Source organism: Nocardia farcinica (genome assembly GCF_029867845.1).
Classification (GTDB): Bacteria; Actinomycetota; Actinomycetes; order Mycobacteriales; family Mycobacteriaceae; genus Nocardia; species Nocardia farcinica_A.
The window spans coordinates 1-15,033 of sequence record NZ_JARWRU010001289.1 but is presented as its reverse complement, the minus strand read 5'-3'; the positions used below and the strand labels follow the sequence as shown (position 1 = coordinate 15,033).

Sequence of the window (15,033 nt, the reverse complement as noted above, 5' to 3'; positions counted from 1 at the left end):
TTTGTTCTAAGCGGGGGGGTGGGGCCGCCGCGCCAACGGCCGTGCCGGCGACCAGCACCGCCACCGTCGCGAGGACCGAACCGGCACGGGCGGCGACGGAGCGCCACCCCCGGTTGCCGCCGGGCTCCTCGCTACCGGGAGCATTGCCGCCATCCGCAACATCGTCGTCTCGGATCATCGTTCCCTCGTTCCCTGCCACCGCCCCGCGCCGCTTGGTCACGGCGCGGCCTCAGACCGCATCACCCCCGCCCACACCCCTCGCATCAGCACACGCGGCGGGAGCGGGCGGGCCTTCTGTCCCAGAAGGATCCGGGATCCAGTGTCGCCCGCTCCGGCCGGCGCGCGGGACGTTTTGCGCGGGTCCGCCCCTGCACGGACCCGCGCACCACGGTCATCCCACGCGCGTACCGCTCATGCCGTGGCCTCATCGGCCGCGAGGCCGAGTTCGCCGCGGGCGAGCGCGCGCAGATCGGCGCTGACCTCCTCGGCGCATTCCAGCGGACCGCAGTGCCCGGAGTCGTACTCGCGCAACTCGATCAACCGCGGCAGGCTCTCGGCGATCACCCGCGACCGCGCGGGCGGGGCGATCTTGTCCTTGCGGCCCGCGATCACCAGCGTCGGCACGTCGAGCGAACCCGGGTCGATGGCGGTCACCATCCGCACCAGCATCCCGCCGTAGCCGCCGCGGCCACGCGGGGAGGTCGCGGCGATCATCCGGTCCAGCTCCAGCCCGACGCTCGCCCAGGACTTCGACCCGAGCGCCACGTAGGACAGCAGCCGCCTGCGGATCGGCAGCCTGCGCGGCAACGGAATCCCCGCCAGCGGGGCGACCGCGATGGCCAGCCGCCTGCGCAGCCCGAGCAGCCGCTCCGGCCCGCGCAGGAAGTGCAGGCTGTCGAAGATCTCGCCCGGCGTGGTGTTCACCAGCGCCACCGCGCGCACCCGGCGCGCCACGTCCTGGGGATACCGTGCGCCCCATGCCATCACGGCGATGCCGCCCAGCGAGTGCCCCGCCAGCACGGCTCGCTCGCCCGCCGGGACCGTGGTGGTGAGCACCGCGTGCAGGTCGTCGGCCAGATGGTCGAGGGTGTAGCTGCCGCGCCGGGGCTGCTCGCTGAGCCCGTGGCCGCGGTGGTCGAAGGCCACCACCCGGAACTCGGTGCTCAGTTCGGCGATCTGCTTGCGCCAGAAGGTCAGATTGCACAGCACGCCGTGGGCGAGCACGATGGTCGGCGCGTCCTGGCGGCCGTGGATCTCGGTGTGCAGCAGGGTGCCGTCGGCGCCGCGGACCTCGACCACCTCGGCAGGGGCCCCGCTGTCGAGGATCGGCGTGCGCCGCGGCGCGCCGACGCGGGCGCGCCGGGCGGCCATCAGGCGGCCTGCTTCCAGGCGCGCCGGGCGGGCGGAACCATGCGGGCGAAGCGGGGCAGCCGGGGGATGGTGGCCCGGCAGATCGCCGCGAGCACGTCGAAGGCGATCTGGCGTGGGCGCGACCACTTCACCCCGAACAGCTCGCGCAGGTTCGGTGGCAGCAGTCCGCCGGTGATCAGCGTGAGGGTGGCGCCCGCGTACGGGCGCACCGCCAGGTTCCAGACGAACGGGATGCGCAGCACCGGGATCATCGGCGGCGGCGTCGGCCGGGCCACCACGGCGAGTACCCGGTCGCTGACGTCGGTGCGCACCAGCTTGGTCGCGGCCATCTCGTCGAACCAGGTCAGGAAGCTCTCCCAGTCGGCGGGCATGTCCTGCTCGCGCACCCCGTACAGGCGCGCGACCTGACCCATCTCCTGGTAGAACTGCTCGACCTCGCCGGGCCGCCAGCCGCGGCCGAGCAGCTTCTGCTGGGTGTGGACGCCGTGCACGAGGCTGGCGTGCACCCAGTGGAAGGCCTCCGGGTTGAGCGCGCTCCAGCGCGAGCCGTCGGGGTGCTGCCCCTTGAAGTGCTTGTGCAGCTCGCGCAGCCGCTGGGCGGTGGCCAGCGCCTCCTCGCGGCCGTAGACCACGCCCATGATCATGTTCAGGGTCCGGTCGGCGCGCCCGTACGGGTCGGTCTCGAAGACCGAGTACTGGTCGACGCCCGCCGCCACGACCGGATGGCCCACGTCGATGAGCAGCCTGCGCGAGGCGCCGAGCACGAAGGTCAGATCACCGAAGACCCGCCATGCCACCGAATCCGGCCCCAGCGGCGCGAGCTGCTTCTCCCCGGTCGCCGTCGGGGCGGGCCGTTCGGTCACTCCCTCAGCCATGAGACTATTGGTAGCATATTAGTCTCAAGTGCCACAATGGTCGGATGCCGCGCCCGTCCGCCCCGCTCACCAAGCTGTTCGGCCGGGCGGTGGCCAAGGTCGTCACGCACTCCACCGCCGATCCCGATGTCGCCGACGTCTACGAGGCCACGCTGCGGGTGCTCACCGAGCGGGGCACCCGGACGGCCACCATGGACGACATCGCCGAGCGCACCGGTATCAGCCGCGCCACCCTCTTCCGCCGCTACGGCGGCAAGGACGCGCTGTTCGAGGCGGCGGTCGCGCACACCCTGCGCAATTTCCTCGCCGAGATCACGACGACCTTCCTCACCGTGATCGACCCGGCCGATCGCATCGCCGAGGCCTTTGTCGCCTGCCTGCGCCTGCGCGACCGGCTGTTCGCCGACACCATGGACGCCGATCGCAACGCCGAGCTGCTGGCGATCATCGCCGCGGGCGACCCCTCGCCGATCGACATCGGCACCCGCTTCATCGCCGCCCGCATCCGGGCGGGCCAGGAGGAGGGCACGCTGCCGCCGGGCGATCCCGACCTGCGGGCCGACGCCGTCATCCGCCTGACCGTCGGCTACCTGCTGCTGCCCGCCCCCGGCTACGACCTCGCCGACGACGAGGCCGCCCGCGACCTCGCCCGCCGGGTGATCGCCCCGCTGGTCACCGGCGCGGCGTCGCGCTGACCCCGCGCCGACCCCCACGCCGGGACCGGCGCGCTCACAGCGTGCTGCGCCGGAGGGTGACCCGGTAGGTGTAGTGCTCGGGCAGGAAATAGCTGATCGACAGGTCGATCACCTGACCGGTGGCGTCGGAGTAGAGCCGGTCCACCCGCAACATCGAGTGCCCCGGCTCGCAGCCGAGCCCGCGCGCGATCTCGGCGGTGGCGGGCGCGACCGTGATCGACTGCGCCGCCTCCACGATCGGGCTGTCCAACCGGGGTTCGAGCAGGCCGATGACGGTGTGCGCGCTGGTGCCGCCCGGCCCGAGTTCAGGGGCGTCGATCAGCGGACGGGCGATGTGCTCGGGCAGGTGCACAGTGGTCAGCACGAACGGCACGCCCTCGTGGATGCGCCGGAAGACCACCGTGTACACCACGTCGGTGTCCAGGCGCAGCCTGCTCGCGGCGTCGATGTCGACCCGGCGTTGCAGTGGCGCGAGCACCTCCATGGTGGTGTCCGAGGACAGGTTCATCAGGTCCTCGATCGAGCCGTGATGGCGCAGGTAGCGCCCGCCGGACTCGGTCACGAAGGTGCCGCGGCCCGGCACCCGGTAGACGGTGCCGTCGGCGACCAGATCCTGGAAGGCGCGGCGCACGGTCTGCCTGCTCACCCGGTAGCGCTGGGCGAGCTCGGCTTCGGTGGGCAGCTTCACCCCGTCCCGGTAGCCGCCGGCCGCGATGGCCGCCCGCAGTTCCCGCGACACCAGCTGGTGCGCCGGTTCCGAATCCCGTGCGGCCATCGTGCTCCGTGCTCTCCTGTCCCGTTCCGGCTGTCCCGCGGCTGCCGCGCCGCTACAGCCCGCCGCGCGCGACCAGCTGGGCGGCGATGACATTGCGCTGGATCTCGTTGGTGCCTTCCCCCACGATCATCAGCGGCGCGTCGCGGAAATAGCGTTCCACGTCGTACTCGGTGGAGTAACCGTAGCCGCCGTGGATGCGCACGGCCGACAGCGCGCCCTCCATCGCGATCTCCGAGGCGTAGAGCTTGGCCATGCCCGCCTCCATGTCGCAGCGCTCGCCCGCGTCGTACTTCTCCGCGGCGTGCCAGGCCAGCAGCCTGGCCGCGGTCAGCTTGGTCGCCATGTCGGCCAGGTAGTTGCCGATGGACTGGTGCTGCCAGATCGGCTTGCCGAAACTCTCCCGCTGCTGTGCGTATTCGAGCGAGTCGGCCAGCGCGGCCGCCGCGACGCCCAGCGCCCGGCAGGCCACCTGGATGCGGCCCACCTCGAGCCCCTTCATCATCTGCGCGAAGCCCTTGCCCGGCTCACCGCCGAGGATCGCGGTGGCGGGCACCCGGTAGTCGGTGAACGACAGCTCGCAGGACTCCACTCCCTTGTAGCCGAGTTTGGGCAGGTCGCGGGAGACCTCGAGGCCGGGACCGTGCTCGCACAGCACCACCGAGATGCCCCTGTGCCGGGGCACCGCCTCCGGGTCGGTCTTGCACAGCAGGGCGATCAGGCCGGAGCGGCGGGCGTTGCTGATCCACATCTTGGACCCGTTGATCACCAGTTCGTCGCCCTCGCGGCGGGCGTGCGTGGTGAGCGCCTGCAAGTCGGAGCCGCCCGAGGGCTCGGTCAGCGCCATGGTCGCGCGCATCTCGCCGGTGGCCAGCTTCGGCAGGTACCGGCTCTTCTGCTCCTCGGTGCCGAACAGGGTGAGCAGCTTGGCCACCACGGTGTGCCCGCCCATCGCGCCCGCCAGGCTCATCCATCCGCGCGCCAGCTCCTCGGTGACGCGGGCGTAGCAGGGCATCGAGACCGGCGAGCCGCCGTACTCCTCCGGGATCGCCAGACCGTAGATGCCGATCTGCTTCATCTGCTCGATCCACTGCTGCGGATAGGCGTTGGCGTGCTCCATCTCCCGCACGTGCGGACGCACCTCGCGGTCGATGAAGGTGCGCACGGTCTCGACCAGGTAGGACTCTTCGTCGTTGAGCTTGGACATCTCCGCCTGTTCCCGTATTTGTACGGCCATTTACCGGCCAAATCGGTAGCATAGCCGCATATCGGTATTGACATGACTGTTGTCGCGCTGCCAATATTCCCCGCAGCCGACACCCCCGCGCCGCCGCCGGGCGGTCGGCGCCCCTTCCGGCGCTGCCGGTGACCGAGATCGAGGTGGACCACGCTGTGAACCGACGCGAGATGTTCGTCGGCGGACCGTATTTCGACGAGCTCGCGCTCGGCACCACGTTCGAGACCGCGCCCGCGGTCACCCTGACCAGCGGCCTGGCCGCCTCCCACCAGGCGATCCTCGGCGACCGGCTGCGCCTGGCCCTGGACGCCCACACCGGTGCGGCCGTCCACGGCGCCACGGCCGCGCTCGCCCATCCCGGCCTGGTGTGGGACGTGGCCATCGGCCAGTCCACGACGGCCACCCACCACGTCAAGGCCAACCTCTTCTACCGTGGCCTGCGCTTCCACCGCTTCCCCGTGCTGGGCGACACGCTGTCCACCCGCACCGAGGTGGTCGGCCTGCGCGAGAACTCGCCCAAGCCCGGCCGCGCCCCCACCGGTCTCGCCGCGCTGCGCATCACCAGCACCGACCAGCACGGCCGCACCGTCCTGGACTTCCACCGCTGCGCCATGCTCCCGCTGAGCCCGGGTGCGGCCGAGGATCGCGTGCGCCACGCCGACGACCTGTCGGCCGTCGGCAGCGAACAGGGCGGCGACGATCCGGCCGCGATCGCCGGCTGGGATCTGGCCGCCTATCGCGCCCTCGTCCCCGGCCCGCACTACTCCCCCGACCTGGTCGGCACCGTCTTCCACAGCAGCGCCGACGTGGTCACCAGCGCCCCCGAACTGGCGCGGCTCACCTTGAACATCGCCGCCGTGCACCACGACGAGCGTGCGGGCGAGTCCGGTCGCCTGGTCTACGGCGGTCACACCATCGGCTTGGCCTTCGCCCAGGCCACCCGCGCCCTGCCCGCGCTGGTGACCGTGCTCGGCTGGCAGTCCTGCGACCACACCGGCCCGGTGCGCGAGGGCGACACCCTCACCAGCGAACTGCGGGTGGAGTCGGCCGAGCCCTTCAGCGACGGGCACGCGGTGCGCCTGCGCTCGATCGTCCACGCCCACCCGAGACCCGGCGCGAACACCGAACCGAGGGCCGTCCTGGACTGGCGATTCACGGGGTTGCTGGCATGAGCGGGTCAGGGCCGGAGGAGGCAGCGCAGCGTCACCCCGCAGGCCCCCCGCTCATGCCAGGTGGAGGCAGCATGAGGCCGCTTCCCTTGTCCGGGCTGCGGGTGGTCGAGGTGTCGAGCTTCGTCGCCTCTCCGCTGTGCGGCCTGACCCTGTCCCAGCTGGGCGCTGAGGTCATCCGCGTGGACCCCATCGGCGGCGCGGGCGACAAGAACCGCTGGCCGGTCACCGCATCCGGTGAGTCCATCTACTGGGCCGGGCTCAATCGCGGAAAGCGTTCGGTCACCTGCGATCTGCGCGGCCCGGAGGGCCGGGCGCTGGTGCAGCGGCTGGTGACAGCCCCGGGCGCGGGTGGCGGCATCCTGGTCACCAACGCGGGCGGGCGCGGATGGATGAGCCACGAGGCGCTGAGCGCGCTGCGACCCGATGTGATCACCGTGCAGATCCTCGGCAAGCGCGACGGCAGCCCGGCGGTGGACTACACCGTCAACGCCGCCACCGGTTTCCCGCTCATCACCGGCGCGCTCACCCACGACGGCCCGGCCAACCACGTGCTGCCCGCCTGGGATGTGGCGTGCGGGCTGTACGCGGCGCTGGCGGTGACGGCGGCGGTGCGGCGGCGCGAGGCGACCGGGCAGGGTTCGGCGGTGGAGCTGCCGCTGTCGGATGTCGCGCTGGCGGTGGCCGGGCACCTGAGCTACCTGACCGAGGTGCAGGTCAACGGCGTCGAACGCGAGGCCACCGGCAATGCCGTCTACGGCACCTACGGCAAGGATTTCCGCACCGCCGACGGCGCGCGGTTCATGGTCGTCGCGCTGACACCGCGGCACATGCGCGATCTGGTTGCGGTCACCGGCCGCACCGAGGTGGTCGCCGGCCTGGAGAGATCGCTCGGCGCGGACTTCTCCCGCGACGCCGACCGCTACCGCTACCGGGAACTGCTGGACGCGGTGTTCTCGACCTGGTTCGCCGAGCACACCGCCGCCGAGGTGGCCGCGGCGCTGTCGCAGACCTCGGTGCTGTTCGACCGCTATCGCGGCTTCGGTGAGATCGTCGCCTCCGGCGAACTGGCCGACAACCCGCTGTTCAGCCCCCTGGATCAACCGCGTATCGGCCGCTACCTGGCGGCGGGCCTGCCCGCCAGCTTCGACGGCGCGCACCTGACCACCGGCCCCGCCCCGGTTCTCGGCGCCGACGGCCCCCAGGTCGTGCGCGATCTGCTCGGCGCCGATCAGGACGAGATCGACCGGCTGATCGCGGGCGGGCATCTGGGAGCGCCGGGCCGATGACCGACCGGACCGCCGAGCGGGCAGCCACGACCGAGGACACTGGCGTCCACACGACGGCCACCGACACGAGGGGCACGGCGACACGAGAGGCGCAGACGATGAGCGACTACGCAACCACCAATCCGGCCACCGGCGAGGTACTCGCCCGGTTCCCCGAGACCACCGACGCCGAGATCGAGGCCGCCCTGGCCGCCTCCGCGTCCGCCTACCAGGCCTGGCGGCGCGTCCCGCGCGCCGAGCGCGCCGAGCTGCTGCGCCGCGTCGCCACGAACTACCGCGACCGCGCCGACGAGCTGGCCGCCCTGCTCACCCTGGAGATGGGCAAGCCGATCACCCAGGCGCACGGCGAGGTGGCCCTCAGCGCCGCCATCTACGACTACTACGCCGAGCACGCCGAAACCTTCCTCGCCGACGAGCCGCTGACCATCTCCGGCACCGGCACCGCGGTGGTGCGCACCGAGCCGATCGGCCCGCTGCTGGGCGTCATGCCGTGGAACTACCCCTACTACCAGGTGGCCCGCTTCGCCGCGCCGAACCTGGCGCTGGGCAACACGATCCTGCTCAAGCACGCGCAGATCTGCCCGCAGTCCGCGCTGGCCGTCGCCGAGATCTTCGCGCGGGCGGGCGCGCCCGAGTCGGTGTATGTGAACCTGTTCGCGAGCAACGAGCAGGTCGCGCGGATCATCGCCGACCCGCGCGTGCGGGGCGTCTCGCTGACCGGTTCCGAGCGCGCGGGCGCGGCCGTGGCCGAGGTGGCGGGCAGGCACCTGAAGAAGTACGTGCTCGAACTCGGCGGCTCCGACCCGTTCCTGGTGCTCGACGACGCCGGCCTGGACAAGACGGTGGCCGCCGCGGTGGGCAACCGGATGGGCAACGCCGGGCAGGCGTGCACGGCCTCCAAGCGCTTCATCGTCCTCGACGAGGTCTACGACACGTTCCTCGACGCCTTCGTCGCCGCCATGCGCGAGCAGCGGCCGGGCGACCCGACCGACCCGGCCACCACCTTCGGACCGCTGTCCTCGCAGCGCGCGGTCGACGAGCTGGCGCGGCAGGTGGACGAGGCGGTCGCGCAGGGGGCGACGGTGGCGACCGGCGGCAGGCGGATCGAGCGACCGGGCGCCTGGTACGAGGCGACCGTGCTCACCGACGTCACCCCGGACATGCGCGCCTACCGGGAGGAGCTGTTCGGCCCGGTCGCTGTGGTCTACCGGGCGCCCTCGGTGGACGCGGCGGTGGAGCTGGCCAACGACTCCCCCTACGGCCTCGCCGCCGCGGTCTTCTCGTCCGACGACCGGCTGGCCGCCGAGGTGGCCGACCGGCTCGACACCGGCATGGTGTGGCTCAACGCCACCAGCCGTTCGGCGCCGGACCTGCCCTTCGGCGGTGTGAAGCGTTCCGGCGTCGGGCGCGAGCTGTCGCACTACGGCATCGCCGAGTTCGCGAACAAGAAGCTGATCCGCGACCCGCGCTCGTAACCGACGGCGAACCCTTTCCAGCAGAGGAGCATTCGATGGCTGCCGACCAGGCCGCCCTGATGTCGCAGGTGTCCGACCAGGACTTCGCCGACATCCTGGCCCAGACGAGGACCTTCGTCCGCGAGGTGGTGGTGCCGCGCGAACAGGAGATCGCCGACACCGACCGCATTCCCGACGACATCCGCCGCGCCGCCGCCGAGATGGGCCTGTTCGGTTACGCCATCCCGCAGGAGTGGGGCGGCCTCGGCCTGAACCTGGCGCAGGACGTGGAGCTGGCGATGGAGTTCGGCTACACCACCCTGGCCTTCCGCTCGATGTTCGGCACCAACAACGGCATCGCCGGGCAGGTGCTGGTCAATTACGGCACCGAGGAGCAGAAGCGGGAGTGGCTCGCGCGCATCGCCGCGGGCGAGGTGGTGGCCTCGTTCGCGCTCACCGAGCCGGGCGCGGGCTCCGATCCGGCCGGGCTGCGCACGAAAGCCGTTCGCGACGGCGGTGATTGGGTGATCGACGGCGAGAAGCGTTTCATCACCAACGCGCCGTGGGCGGATCTGTTCGTGGTCTTCGCCCGCACCCGCGCCGCCGACGCCGACGGACCGGGCATCGCGGTCTTCCTGGTGCCCGCGGGCACGCCAGGCGTGGCAGTCGGGGTCAAGGACCGCAAGATGGGGCAGGAGGGCGCCTGGACCGCCGAGGTCCGCTTCTCCGGTGTGCGGGTGCCGGATTCGGCGCTGGTCGGCGGCAGCGAGGACGTGGGTTACCGGGCGGCGATGGTGTCGCTGGCCCGCGGCCGGGTGCACATCGCGGCGCTGGCGGTCGGCGCGGCCAAGCGCGCCCTCGACGAGTCGGTCGCCTACGCGGCCACCGCGACCCAGGGCGGCACGGCCATCGGTGATTTCCAACTGGTGCAGGCCATGATCGCCGACCAGTACACCGGGGTCGGGGGGGGGGGGGGGGGGGGGGGGGGGGGGGGGGGGGGGGGGGGGCGGGGGGGGGGGGCGGGGGGGGGCGGCGGGGGGGCCGGCGGGGCCCGCCATTCACCCCCCCCCTTAACCCGGGGGGCGGGGCGGGCCGCGCGCGGGGGCGCCCCGCGGCCGCCCGCTACGTCAGCGGCGAGGACCGCCGGGTCGCCCCCTCGGCGGCCAAGCTGTACTGCACCGAGATGGCCGGGCAGGTGGCCGATCTGGCGGTGCAGATCCACGGCGGCACCGGCTACATGCGCGGGGTCGCGGTGGAGCGCATCTACCGCGACGTGCGGTTGCTGCGCCTGTACGAGGGCACCAGCGAGATCCAACGGCTCATCATCGGCGGGCAGCTGGTCAAGCGGGCGAAGAAGGAGGCGGCCGGTGGGCAGCGCTGACATACCGGAGTCCGGCGAGCTGCCGTTGGCCGGCGTGACCGTGGTCAGCCTGGAGCAGGCCGTGGCCGCCCCGATGGCCAGCCGCCACCTGGCCGACTACGGCGCCAGGGTCGTCAAGGTGGAGCGGGTCGGCGAGGGCGATTTCGCCCGCAACTACGACGCCGCCGTGCACGGCCTGGCCTCGCACTTCGTCTGGCTCAACCGCGGCAAGGAGTCCGTCGCGCTCGACCTGAAGACCGAGCGTGGCCGGGAGCTGTTGCGCGAGCTGATCGCTCGCGCCGACGTGTTCATCCAGAACCTGGCCCCCGGCGCCGCCGCGCGCCTGGGCTTCGGGGCCGAGGAGCTGCGCCGCGAGCGGCCGGAGCTGATCGTGGTGAACATGAGCGGCTACGGCACCGACGGCCCGTACCGCGACCGCAAGGCCTACGACATGCTCATCCAGGCCGAGACCGGCCTGTGCTCGATCACCGGCACCCCCGAGACCGCCACCAAGACCGGCGTGCCCTCGGCCGACATCGCCTCCGGCCTGTACGCGCTGTCGTCGATCCAGGCCGCGCTGTTCCGCCGCGAGCGCACCGGCAACGGCGCCACCATCGAGATCGCCATGTTCGACGCCACCGTGGAATGGCTCGGGCACTCGATGTACATGCAGATGTACCAGGACGTGCAGATCGAGCGCATGGGCCTGTCGCACGCCTCCATCGCCCCCTACGACGCCTATCCCACCGCCGACGGCCAGATCCTCATCGGCGTGCAGAACGACCGCGGCTGGCGGGTGCTGGTCACCGAGGTCTTCGGCGCGCCGGAGCTGGCGGACGACCCGCGCTTCGTGACCAATATCGAGCGGGTCCGCCACCGCGCCGAGGTCGACGCCGCCGTGGCCGAGCAGACCCGCCGCTTCCGCACCCGCGATCTCGACGAGCTGCTGGCCGAGCACGGCATCCCGGCCGCCCAGCTCAACGACATGAAGGGCCTCATCGCACACCCGCAGCTGGCCGAACGCGACCGCTGGCGCGAGGTCGGCACCTCGGCCGGGCCGATCCGCGCGGTGCTGCCGCCGATGACCTTCGCCGATGTGCAGATGCGCATGGACCCGGTGCCCGCCCTGGGCGAGCAGACCGACACGATCCTGGCCGAACTTGGCGTCGACCGAGCGGAGATCCAGCGGCTGCGCGCGGACGGGATCGTGCAGTGACAGACAACGAACCAAGGGATCGGAGCTGATATGGGCTTGCTGGAGGGTCGGGTGGCCGTGGTCACCGGTGCGGCCCAGGGAATCGGGCTGCACATCGCGCGGCGCTTCGTCGCCGAGGGCGCCAAGGTGGCCATCGGCGACATCAACGACGAGGCGGGCGCCGCCGCGGTGGCAGAACTGGGCGGCGACGAGGTGGCGGCCTACGCGCACTGCGACGTTCGCGACGCCGCCCAGGTGGCGGCGCTGATCGACACCGCCGAACGGTTCGGCCCGCTCGGCGTGTTCGTCAACAACGCGGGCCTGACCCGCGATGCCACCATGCGCAAGATGACCGAGGACGACTTCGACACCGTCATCGGGGTGCATCTCAAGGGCACCTGGAACGGCACCCGCGCGGCGGCGGCCAGGATGCGCGAGCACGGCCGCGGCGCCATCGTCAACATCTCCTCGCTGTCGGGCAAGATCGGCCTGCCCGGCCAGACCAACTACTCGGCCGCCAAGGCGGGCATCGTCGGCCTGACCAAGGCCGCCGCCAAGGAGGTCGCGTTCAAGAACGTGCGCGTCAACGCCGTGCAGCCGGGTCTGATCCGCACCGCCATGACCGAGGCCATGCCGCAGAAGGTGTGGGACCAGAAGATGGCCGAGATCCCGCTCGGCCGCGCGGGCGAGCCCGACGAGGTGGCGAACGTGGTGCTGTTCCTGGCCTGCGACCTGTCCTCCTACATGACCGGCGCGGTCCTGGAAGTCACCGGCGGAAGGTACATGTGATGCGTGAGGTGGTGATCTGCGAACCGGTTCGCAGCCCCATCGGCCGCTTCGGCGGCTCCCTGGCGAGCCTGTCGGCCGCCGACCTCGGCGAGACCGTGCTGCGCGGCCTGCTCCAGCGCACCGGCCTGGCGCCGCGCGCGATCGAGGACGTGATCCTCGGCAACTGCTACCCCAACAGCGAGGCCCCGGCCATCGGGCGCGTGGTCGCGTTGAACGCCGGCCTGCCGGTGACCGTGCCGGGCATGCAGGTCGACCGGCGCTGCGGCTCCGGGCTACAGGCGGTGCTCCAGGCGGGCATGCAGGTGGCCACCGGCGTCAACGATGTGATCGTGGCGGGCGGTGTTGAGTCCATGAGCAATGTGGTCTTCTACGCCACGAACATGCGCTTCGGCGTCAAGAGCCCGGCGGTGAGCCTGCACGACGGCCTGGCCCGCGGCCGGGTCACCGCCGGTGGCCGCGACTACCCGGTGCCCGGCGGCATGCTCGAGACCGCCGAGAACCTGCGCCGCGACTACCGGATCGGCCGCGAGGAACAGGACGAGCTGGCCGTGACCTCGCACCGGCGCGCCGTCGAGGCCCAGACCTCGGGCGTGTTCGCCGAGGAGATCGTGCCGGTCACGGTGCGGGGCAGGCGCGGAGACACCGTCGTGGACACCGACGAGCACCCGCGCGCCGACACCACCCTGGAGAAACTGGCCGCGCTGAAGCCGGTGCTGGCCGCGACGGACCCGGACGCCACGGTCACCGCGGGCAATTCGAGCGGCCAGAACGACGCCGCCGCGCTGTGCGTGGTCACCCATCCCGAACGGGCCGCCGCACTCGGCCTGCGCCCGATCGCGCGGCTGGTGTCCTGGGGCGTGGCGGGCGTGGAACCCAAGATCATGGGCATCGGCCCGGTCCCGGCCACCCAGGTCGCCCTCGACCGCGCCGACCTGAAACTCGCCGACATCGACCTGATCGAGCTGAACGAGGCCTTCGCCGCCCAGGTATTGGCCTGCACCCGCGAATGGGGTTTCGCGCAGCGCGATTTCGAGCGCCTGAACGTGCGCGGCTCCGGCATCTCGCTCGGGCACCCGGTCGGGGCCACCGGCACCCGCATGATCGCCACCCTGACCAGGGAGATGCGACGCCGCGACGCGCGCTACGGCCTGGTCACCATGTGCATCGGCGGCGGCCAGGGCCTGGCGGCGATCTTCGAACGGGTCCCGGCGTGACCAGGCTGGCCCGCACCGTCGGGCTCACCGACGTCCAGACCGAGATCCTGGCCACCGTCCGGGCTTTCGTCGATCGCGAGATCATCCCGGTCGCGCAGAAGCTCGAACACTCCGACACCTACCCCGCCGACATCGTCGAGCGGATGAAGGAGATCGGGCTGTTCGGCATCACCATCCCCGAGGAGTACGGCGGGCTCGGTGAATCGCTGCTCACCTACGCCCTGGTGGTGGAGGAGATCGCCCGCGGCTGGATGAGCGTGTCCGGCGTGATCAACACCCACTTCATCGTGGCGCACATGATCGCCGGGCACGGCACCGACGCCCAGAAGGCGCACTACCTGCCGAAGATGGCCACCGGCGAGATCCGCGGCTCGTTCTCCATGTCCGAACCCGACCTCGGCTCCGATGTGGCCGCGATCAAGACCCGCGCCACCCGCGCAGGCGACGGCTACACCATCGACGGCGCCAAGATGTGGCTCACCAACGGTTCCACCTCCAATCTCACCGCGGTGCTGGTGAAAACGGATCTCGGGCAGGACAAGCCGCACAAGAACCTCACCACCTTCCTGATCGACAAGCCGGAGGGCACCGGTGAGGTCCTGCCCGGTCTCACCATCCCCGGCAGGATCGACAAGATGGGCTACAAGGGCGTCGACACCACCGAGGCGCTGTTCGACGGCTTTCGCATCGGCGCCGACGCGATCCTCGGCGGCGAACCCGGCAGGGGTTTCGCGCACATGATGGACGGCATCGAGGTCGGCCGGGTCAACGTCGCCGCCCGCGCCTGCGGCCTCGCCCTGCGCGCCTTCGAGCTGGCCATCGGCTACGCCCAGCAGCGCAGCACCTTCGGCAAGCCGATCGCCGAACACCAGGCCATCGCCTTCAAGCTGGCCGAGATGGCGACGAAAATCGAAGCCGCGCACCTGATGATGGTCAACGCCGCCCGCGCCAAGGACTCCGGCGAACGCAACGACGTCATCGCGGGCATGGCCAAGATGCTGGCCAGCGAGTACTGCGCCGAGGTCACCCAGGAGGCCTTCCGCATCCACGGCGGCTTCGGCTACTCCAAGGAAGCCGAGATCGAACGCCTCATGCGCGAGGCGCCCTTCCTGCTCATCGGCGAGGGCACCAGCGAGATCCAGAAGACGATCATCAGCAAGGGCCTGTTGCGCGAATACCGCCTCTGACCCGAGCACCGCGCGAGCCAGAGGCCGGGACGACGAATGCCCCGCCACCGGAATCCGGTGGCGGGGCATCGGCCGTTGTGCAGCCGGGTCCGGCGCAACGAGTGCGGGCCGGCCCCGACGCCTGGCGGGAAAAGCTGAATCGGCGGGAAAAGCTGGGTCGGCGGGAAAAGCTGGGTCGCGGGACGGAACTCGCGGGCGGACCGAGCGAAACGGGCTCGGTCTCAGTCCGGCGGTTCCTGCACGATGCCGGGGGCGGGTTCGGTGCTGCTCTGGCGCACCTCGGCGCTGCCGGGGCCGAGGTCGTGGGCCGGGCGGCGGTCCTGGGGGGCCGGCGTCTCGGCCGCCCGCGGGGCCGTCGGCGGCGCGGCCGCGGCGGGCAGCGCGGCGCGCGCGAGGTGCTCGCGGGGGCGGGGGGCGGTGGCGGGG

At 71.9% G+C, this 15,033-nt stretch carries 12 protein-coding genes and 3 pseudogenes; 10 read left to right on the top strand and 5 right to left on the bottom strand.

Annotation, left to right across the window (positions count from 1 at the left end; all coding sequences use genetic code 11):
- Positions 1-411: 411 nt before the first annotated feature.
- Both QH283_RS28840 and QH283_RS28835 read right to left on the bottom strand, forming a co-directional pair.
- Entirely contained in the window at positions 412-1,371 is a 960-nt protein-coding gene (locus QH283_RS28840; RefSeq protein WP_280506084.1) for an alpha/beta fold hydrolase, read from the bottom strand.
- Positions 1,371-2,246 (bottom strand): oxygenase MpaB family protein, encoded by an 876-nt coding sequence (locus QH283_RS28835; RefSeq protein ID WP_280506083.1) that lies wholly within the window; start codon positions 2,244-2,246, stop codon positions 1,371-1,373. Before QH283_RS28835 ends, QH283_RS28840 begins: the two co-directional genes overlap by 1 nt.
- Positions 2,247-2,290: 44 nt before the next feature.
- Here QH283_RS28835 and QH283_RS28830 point away from each other — a divergent pair, with 44 nt between their 5' ends.
- On the top strand, positions 2,291-2,941 hold the full coding sequence (locus QH283_RS28830) for a TetR/AcrR family transcriptional regulator (RefSeq protein WP_280506082.1): 651 nt from the start codon (positions 2,291-2,293) through the stop codon (positions 2,939-2,941).
- A gap of 34 nt (positions 2,942-2,975) precedes the next feature.
- Here QH283_RS28830 and QH283_RS28825 read toward each other — a convergent pair whose 3' ends face one another.
- Together QH283_RS28825 and QH283_RS28820 are read right to left on the bottom strand one after the other, a co-directional pair.
- Entirely contained in the window at positions 2,976-3,716 is a 741-nt protein-coding gene (locus QH283_RS28825; RefSeq protein ID WP_280506081.1) for a GntR family transcriptional regulator, read from the bottom strand.
- A gap of 52 nt (positions 3,717-3,768) precedes the next feature.
- Complete coding sequence (locus tag QH283_RS28820) at positions 3,769-4,920, bottom strand: acyl-CoA dehydrogenase family protein (RefSeq protein ID WP_280506080.1); 1,152 nt, start codon at positions 4,918-4,920, stop codon at positions 3,769-3,771.
- A 200-nt stretch (positions 4,921-5,120) separates the two neighbouring features.
- On the opposite strand from QH283_RS28820, the gene QH283_RS28815 reads away from it, so the two are divergent.
- From QH283_RS28815 to QH283_RS28775, 9 genes and pseudogenes are all read left to right on the top strand, one after another.
- Positions 5,121-6,122 (top strand): MaoC family dehydratase, encoded by a 1,002-nt coding sequence (locus QH283_RS28815; RefSeq protein ID WP_432420802.1) that lies wholly within the window; start codon positions 5,121-5,123, stop codon positions 6,120-6,122.
- Between the two features lie 71 nt (positions 6,123-6,193).
- Positions 6,194-7,408, top strand: a complete 1,215-nt coding sequence (locus QH283_RS28810) for a CoA transferase (RefSeq protein ID WP_280506079.1) — start codon at positions 6,194-6,196, stop codon at positions 7,406-7,408.
- Positions 7,409-7,506: 98 nt separating this feature from the next.
- Positions 7,507-8,883: an NAD-dependent succinate-semialdehyde dehydrogenase gene (locus QH283_RS28805; protein WP_280506078.1), complete on the top strand. Its 1,377-nt coding sequence runs from the start codon at positions 7,507-7,509 to the stop codon at positions 8,881-8,883.
- Positions 8,884-8,918: 35 nt separating this feature from the next.
- Positions 8,919-9,826, top strand: a pseudogene (locus tag QH283_RS28800) (acyl-CoA dehydrogenase family protein); the annotation flags it as partial.
- 123 nt (positions 9,827-9,949) lie between these two features.
- A pseudogene (locus QH283_RS28795) lies at positions 9,950-10,243 on the top strand (acyl-CoA dehydrogenase family protein); the annotation flags it as partial.
- On the top strand, positions 10,230-11,438 hold the full coding sequence (locus QH283_RS28790; RefSeq protein ID WP_280506085.1) for a CaiB/BaiF CoA transferase family protein: 1,209 nt from the start codon (positions 10,230-10,232) through the stop codon (positions 11,436-11,438). The pseudogene QH283_RS28795 and the gene QH283_RS28790, both read left to right, overlap by 14 nt.
- A 30-nt stretch (positions 11,439-11,468) precedes the next feature.
- Positions 11,469-12,206 (top strand): 3-oxoacyl-ACP reductase FabG, encoded by a 738-nt coding sequence (gene fabG / locus QH283_RS28785; RefSeq protein WP_280506077.1) that lies wholly within the window; start codon positions 11,469-11,471, stop codon positions 12,204-12,206.
- Entirely contained in the window at positions 12,206-13,420 is a 1,215-nt protein-coding gene (locus QH283_RS28780) for an acetyl-CoA C-acetyltransferase (protein ID WP_280506076.1), read from the top strand. Before fabG ends, QH283_RS28780 begins: the two co-directional genes overlap by 1 nt.
- Positions 13,417-14,607: an acyl-CoA dehydrogenase family protein gene (locus tag QH283_RS28775; protein ID WP_280506075.1), complete on the top strand. Its 1,191-nt coding sequence runs from the start codon at positions 13,417-13,419 to the stop codon at positions 14,605-14,607. The genes QH283_RS28780 and QH283_RS28775 overlap by 4 nt, the downstream gene beginning before the upstream one ends.
- 221 nt (positions 14,608-14,828) lie before the next feature.
- On the opposite strand, the pseudogene QH283_RS28770 reads toward QH283_RS28775, so the two are convergent.
- Positions 14,829-15,033: pseudogene (locus QH283_RS28770) on the bottom strand (hypothetical protein); the annotation flags it as partial.

Bases quoted from the DNA above. Each gene is read 5' to 3' on its own strand.
- QH283_RS28810 (WP_280506079.1), top strand. From the start codon at position 6,194: ATGAGGCCGCTTCCCTTGTCCGGGCTGCGGGTGGTCGAGGTGTCGAGC.
- QH283_RS28780 (WP_280506076.1), top strand. From the start codon at position 12,206: ATGCGTGAGGTGGTGATCTGCGAACCGGTTCGCAGCCCCATCGGCCGC.
- fabG (WP_280506077.1), top strand. From the start codon at position 11,469: ATGGGCTTGCTGGAGGGTCGGGTGGCCGTGGTCACCGGTGCGGCCCAG.
- QH283_RS28815 (WP_432420802.1), top strand. From the start codon at position 5,121: ATGTTCGTCGGCGGACCGTATTTCGACGAGCTCGCGCTCGGCACCACG.
- QH283_RS28805 (WP_280506078.1), top strand. From the start codon at position 7,507: ATGAGCGACTACGCAACCACCAATCCGGCCACCGGCGAGGTACTCGCC.
- QH283_RS28830 (WP_280506082.1), top strand. From the start codon at position 2,291: ATGCCGCGCCCGTCCGCCCCGCTCACCAAGCTGTTCGGCCGGGCGGTG.
- QH283_RS28825 (WP_280506081.1), bottom strand. From the start codon at position 3,716: ATGGCCGCACGGGATTCGGAACCGGCGCACCAGCTGGTGTCGCGGGAA.
- QH283_RS28840 (WP_280506084.1), bottom strand. From the start codon at position 1,371: ATGGCCGCCCGGCGCGCCCGCGTCGGCGCGCCGCGGCGCACGCCGATC.
- QH283_RS28835 (WP_280506083.1), bottom strand. From the start codon at position 2,246: ATGGCTGAGGGAGTGACCGAACGGCCCGCCCCGACGGCGACCGGGGAG.
- QH283_RS28820 (WP_280506080.1), bottom strand. From the start codon at position 4,920: ATGTCCAAGCTCAACGACGAAGAGTCCTACCTGGTCGAGACCGTGCGC.